The organism is Kineococcus vitellinus, from assembly GCF_009906315.1.
GTDB classification, from domain to species: domain Bacteria; phylum Actinomycetota; class Actinomycetes; order Actinomycetales; family Kineococcaceae; genus Kineococcus; species Kineococcus vitellinus.
Map to the genome: position 1 here is coordinate 1 of NZ_JAAALL010000357.1, position 4,029 is coordinate 4,029.

The window sequence follows — 4,029 nt, forward strand, 5'->3', positions numbered from 1 at the left end:
GGTGGGCGGGGTCACCCCGGAAGCCTACGTGCGTCCGCGCAGGTCAGCGTGCGCGACCCGCAGCCCCCCGGCGGCCGCGCGGGCCGCCGGGGAGCCACCGGGGGGCGCGGGCGCCGGCGGGGCCACCTCCGCCGAGAGCGAACGCGTTGGCCCGTCGGCGTGGGAACGCGCGCGGTCGGGGCGCGGTTGGGGAAGAGTGTGAGGCGGGAGCAGCAGCTGCCGCCCAGCGTGCACGACCCGGAAGGAGTCGCGGAGTGACCACCGCAACCAGCACCACCCTCGCCGACGAACCCATGACCGCCGCCGACCGTTGCGACCGGTGCGGTGCGCAGGCCTACGTGCGGGTGGTGCTCTCCGCCGGTGGCGAGCTCATGTTCTGCGCTCACCACGGCCGCGAGCACCGCGACGCCCTGCGCGAGGTGGCCAGCACCGTCCACGACGAGAGCCAGAAGCTGGCGGCGACGCCCGCCAGCGCGGCGCCCGACGAGCGCTGAGCGCCCTGATCACCGAGCACGTCCGCCGAGCCCGGCGCCACCCGCACGATGGGTGACGCCGGGCTCGTCGTCGTGGGGCTGGCCGTCGCGGTCGGCCTCGTCGGCGTCGTCGTGCCCGTCCTGCCGGGCACCCTCCTCATCGCGCTGGGCCTGCTGGTCTGGGCCCTGGCCACCGGCGGCGCCGCCTGGGCGTTCTTCGCCGGGGCCGTGGCGCTGCTGGTCGCCGGGCAGGTCGCGATGTACCTGCTGCCCGGGCGCCGGATGGCGCGGGCGGGCATCCCGAGGTCCTCGCTGCTGCTGGGCGGTCTGCTCGGCGTCGTCGGCTTCTTCGTCGTCCCCGTGCTGGGCCTGCCCCTCGGCTTCGTCCTCGGCGTCTTCCTCGCGCAGCTGCCGCGCGGCTCGGCAGCGCCGGGCCGCGCCGCCGGTGCGTGGCGCTCGACGGTCGTGGCGCTCAAGGGCGTCGGGCTCAGCGTCGCCATCGAGATGGGCGCCGGCGTGCTGGCCGCCGCCACCTGGGTCGTGGGCGCGCTCGTCCTGCGCTGAGCACCCCGGCGCGGAACGTCGAAGGCCCCGACCGCTGCGGCGGTCGGGGCCTTCCTCGTGGGCTCAGCGGAACGTCGTGGCGAGCTGGGCCACGATCCGGGAGCCCGCCGCTCCCGCCGGGGCGTGGAACCACATCAGTCCCGCCAGGCCCAGGGCCCTGGCACGCTCCTGGCACCGGCGCAGCGCCCGCTCGTCCGATGCCGAGCTCGCCGTGTTCTCCCCGCCCACAGGCGCGCCGACGGCCCGGGCCAGGCGCGCGAGGTAGGCGACGGGGCTCGCGTCGCGGTCGGAGGTCCCGAACTCCGGCCCGTCCAGCCACGTGGAGTAGACGACGTGGCGACGGCGCGCGTCGTGGCTGCGGTAGACGCCCACCCGCTGCACGAGCCGGGCGAAGTCGACGCCCTGCACGAGCTCGGAGTAGCGCGAGGCACGACGCCGCAGCCCGACCGCGACCGCGGCGGCCTCGTCCCCGGGGCGCACGCCGTAGGACGGGTACATCAGCTGCAGGTCACCGTCGAAGGCGCCGGCGACGGTGCGGACGAGGAAGTCCTGGTAGTCGACCACGCTGGACAGGTAGTGGCGCAGGAACAGCCCGTCGGCCGTCGGGGAGGCGGCCGAGACGCCGGGCCGGTGCCCCGGGACGGGCGAGGACGCCTGCGCGCCGGGGCTGAAGGCCCACCAGCTGCCCACGGGAGCACCACCGGAGACGTCACCCGGCAGGCGCAGCTCCCCCGTCAGCAGCCCCCCGACCCGGACCGCGTAGGTGGACGCGCGCCCCAATGCCCGTGCCAGGGCCGCGACGTAGGACGCCTGCGCCGCGCGGATCCGGGGGTTCCACACGGCGTCGGCGACCTCCTCACCGCTCGCCACGTCGGCGCTCCACGCGTTGCCGTACTGGTCGACGAAGCGTGCCCCGGGGATCCGGAACACCCACGCCGGGGTGTACTGCAGGCCGAGGTCCAGCACGACCGACAGCCCGCGGGCGCGGTGCTCGGCGATGCGGGCGCGCAGCTCGGCGACGTGGGCGCGGTCCAGGGGGGCACCGGCGGTCGGCTGCGCCCGGTCCCAGGCGGCCTGCACCACCACCGCGTTCAGACCGGCGCCGGCCAGTGAGGAGGCGTCCTCGGCCCCCGGCCCCACCAGCCCCAGGAACGGCGGCGGCGCGGCCACGGCCGGTGAGGCACCCAGCTCGGGACCCGCCGCCCCGACGAGCGCCGCGAGCGCCACCCCGAGGACGGTGCGACGGCGCGGGCCGCGCGCCCGCCCCCGCGCCGGGACGGCGACCGGGTCGCCGATGGGTGCCGCGCTCGTCGTCCGCTTCCGCATGGGGCCTACCTCGACCCGGCGGGGGCGGAGCTTGAGCGGGAGCTCCCGGACCGCCCGGTCGGCGCAGCACACGGGTGAAAGAGGTGGGCATCGACGTCCGAACGGGTGCACGAGGTGCAACGCCGCACGGGCGGCGCCGAAGAGCCTCGTGGTGGTCACGGGGCCGCCGGTGCCCCGGACCGGATGGGAGACGCGGTCGAGATGAACGAGCTGCACGAGGTGGAGCCGTCGGCAGGCGGCCCCGGCGGCCTCCTGGCCGGGCCGCAGCCGGGACGACCGCGACCGGCGCTGGTGCCCCTGCCCCGCCAGGCCGGAGTGGAGCACCTGCGACCGGCGGACCTGGACCTGATCGTGCCCGCCTACAACGAGGAACGGCGCATCGGTCCCACTCTGGAGGCCATCTGCCGGCAGATCACCGACTCGCCGTACCACGTGCGGATCATCGTGGTGGACAACGGCAGCGTCGACGCCACCGCCGACGCGGTCGACCGCGTGACCTCCCTGGACGTGCCGGTGCAGGTCATCGGTTGCAAGGCCCGTGGCAAGGGGGCTGCGGTGCGCGCCGGGGTCGCCCACGCCGTCGCCCCGTACGTGGGCTACGTCGACGCCGACCAGTCGACCCCGCCGGACGCCCTGGTCACCGGCATGGCCATCCTCACGTCCGGCTGGGACGCCGTCATCGGCTCCCGGCGCGTGCTCGGCGCTCGCTACGTCGAGCCGCAGCCGGTCGTCCGGCGCATCGGCAGCCGCGTGTTCAACATGGCCGCCTCCACCCTCGTCGGGCGCATCAGCGACACCCAGTGCGGCATGAAGCTCTTCCGCACCGAGGCGGTCCGCGACGTGTTCGCGGCCGCCAACCTCAGCGGCTTCGCCTTCGACGTCGAGGTCCTCGCGCGGGCGACGGCCGCCGGCCTGCGGATCATGGAGCTGCCGGTGGAGTGGTCCGACAGCGCGGGCTCCACGCTGCGCCCCGTCCGCGACGGCATCAACGCCTTCACCGAGCTGTACCGGGTGCACCGCCTGCTGCGCTCCAGCCGGTGAGCCGACCACCGTCCGAGCAGACCACCCACCAGAACACCCGGCCCGACAGGCGCCGGCCCGAGAGAGGCATGGACGCACCGTGCTCGTCATCACCAACTGGCGCGACTCCCGGCACCCCGAGACCGGGGGCGCCGAAGTCGTCTGCCATCAGCTCGCCGAGCGGTTCGCCGCGGCTGGCCACGACGTCGTGCTGCTGTGCGCGGCGGTCGACGGCGCTCCGCGCGAGGAGACCCGCGACGGCTACCGCATCGTGCGCGGAGGCGGCCGGTTCGGGGTGTACGCCCACGCCCTGGCGTGGCTGGCGCGCCACCGCCGCCGCGTCGAGGCCGTGGTCGACTCGCAGAACGGCATCCCCTTCTTCTCGCCGCTGGTGCTGCCGCGCTCCACGCCTGTGCTGATGCTGCTGCACCACGTGCACCAGGACCAGTTCGCGAAGTACTTCCCCGCACCCGTGGCAGCCCTCGGGCGGTTCCTGGAGAGCACGGTCAGCCGCGTCGTGTACGGCCGGCGCGGCGTCGTGACCGTCTCCCCCTCCACCCGCACCGACGCTCGCCGGCGCCTCGGGCTGCGCGGCGACATCTGGGTCACCCCGCCGGGCTGGTCGGTCACCGAGGCAGTGCGCACC

Annotated in this window: 5 protein-coding genes; 4 read left to right on the plus strand and 1 reads right to left on the minus strand. The window is 75.8% G+C overall.

Going from position 1 to position 4,029, the window contains the following annotated elements; all coding sequences use genetic code 11:
- Window positions 1–293: 293 nt before the first annotated feature.
- On the plus strand, window positions 294–494 hold the full coding sequence (locus tag GTQ99_RS20710) for a DUF7455 domain-containing protein (RefSeq protein ID WP_166617592.1): 201 nt from the start codon (window positions 294–296) through the stop codon (window positions 492–494).
- A gap of 48 nt (window positions 495–542) precedes the next feature.
- Complete coding sequence (locus GTQ99_RS20715; RefSeq protein WP_166617588.1) at window positions 543–1,037, plus strand: DUF456 domain-containing protein; 495 nt, start codon at window positions 543–545, stop codon at window positions 1,035–1,037.
- Window positions 1,038–1,100: 63 nt separating this feature from the next.
- On the opposite strand, the gene GTQ99_RS20720 is transcribed toward GTQ99_RS20715, so the two are convergent.
- Entirely contained in the window at window positions 1,101–2,363 is a 1,263-nt protein-coding gene (locus tag GTQ99_RS20720; RefSeq protein ID WP_166617589.1) for a hypothetical protein, read from the minus strand.
- A 201-nt stretch (window positions 2,364–2,564) separates the two neighbouring features.
- On the opposite strand from GTQ99_RS20720, the gene GTQ99_RS20725 reads away from it, so the two are divergent.
- Both GTQ99_RS20725 and GTQ99_RS20730 read left to right on the plus strand, forming a co-directional pair.
- The gene (locus GTQ99_RS20725) at window positions 2,565–3,404 is read left to right on the plus strand and encodes a glycosyltransferase (RefSeq protein WP_166617590.1); all 840 of its coding nucleotides are present in this window, start codon (window positions 2,565–2,567) and stop codon (window positions 3,402–3,404) included.
- A 79-nt stretch (window positions 3,405–3,483) separates the two neighbouring features.
- The coding region (locus GTQ99_RS20730) for a glycosyltransferase (RefSeq protein ID WP_166617591.1) at window positions 3,484–4,029 on the plus strand (546 nt) is incomplete at its 3' end.

What these genes read in the sequence shown, in the direction of transcription:
- GTQ99_RS20715 (WP_166617588.1), top strand. Translation starts at nt 543, where the DNA reads ATGGGTGACGCCGGGCTCGTCGTCGTGGGGCTGGCCGTCGCGGTCGGC.
- GTQ99_RS20725 (WP_166617590.1), top strand. Translation starts at nt 2,565, where the DNA reads ATGAACGAGCTGCACGAGGTGGAGCCGTCGGCAGGCGGCCCCGGCGGC.
- GTQ99_RS20720 (WP_166617589.1), bottom strand. Translation starts at nt 2,363, where the DNA reads ATGCGGAAGCGGACGACGAGCGCGGCACCCATCGGCGACCCGGTCGCC.
- GTQ99_RS20710 (WP_166617592.1), top strand. Translation starts at nt 294, where the DNA reads ATGACCGCCGCCGACCGTTGCGACCGGTGCGGTGCGCAGGCCTACGTG.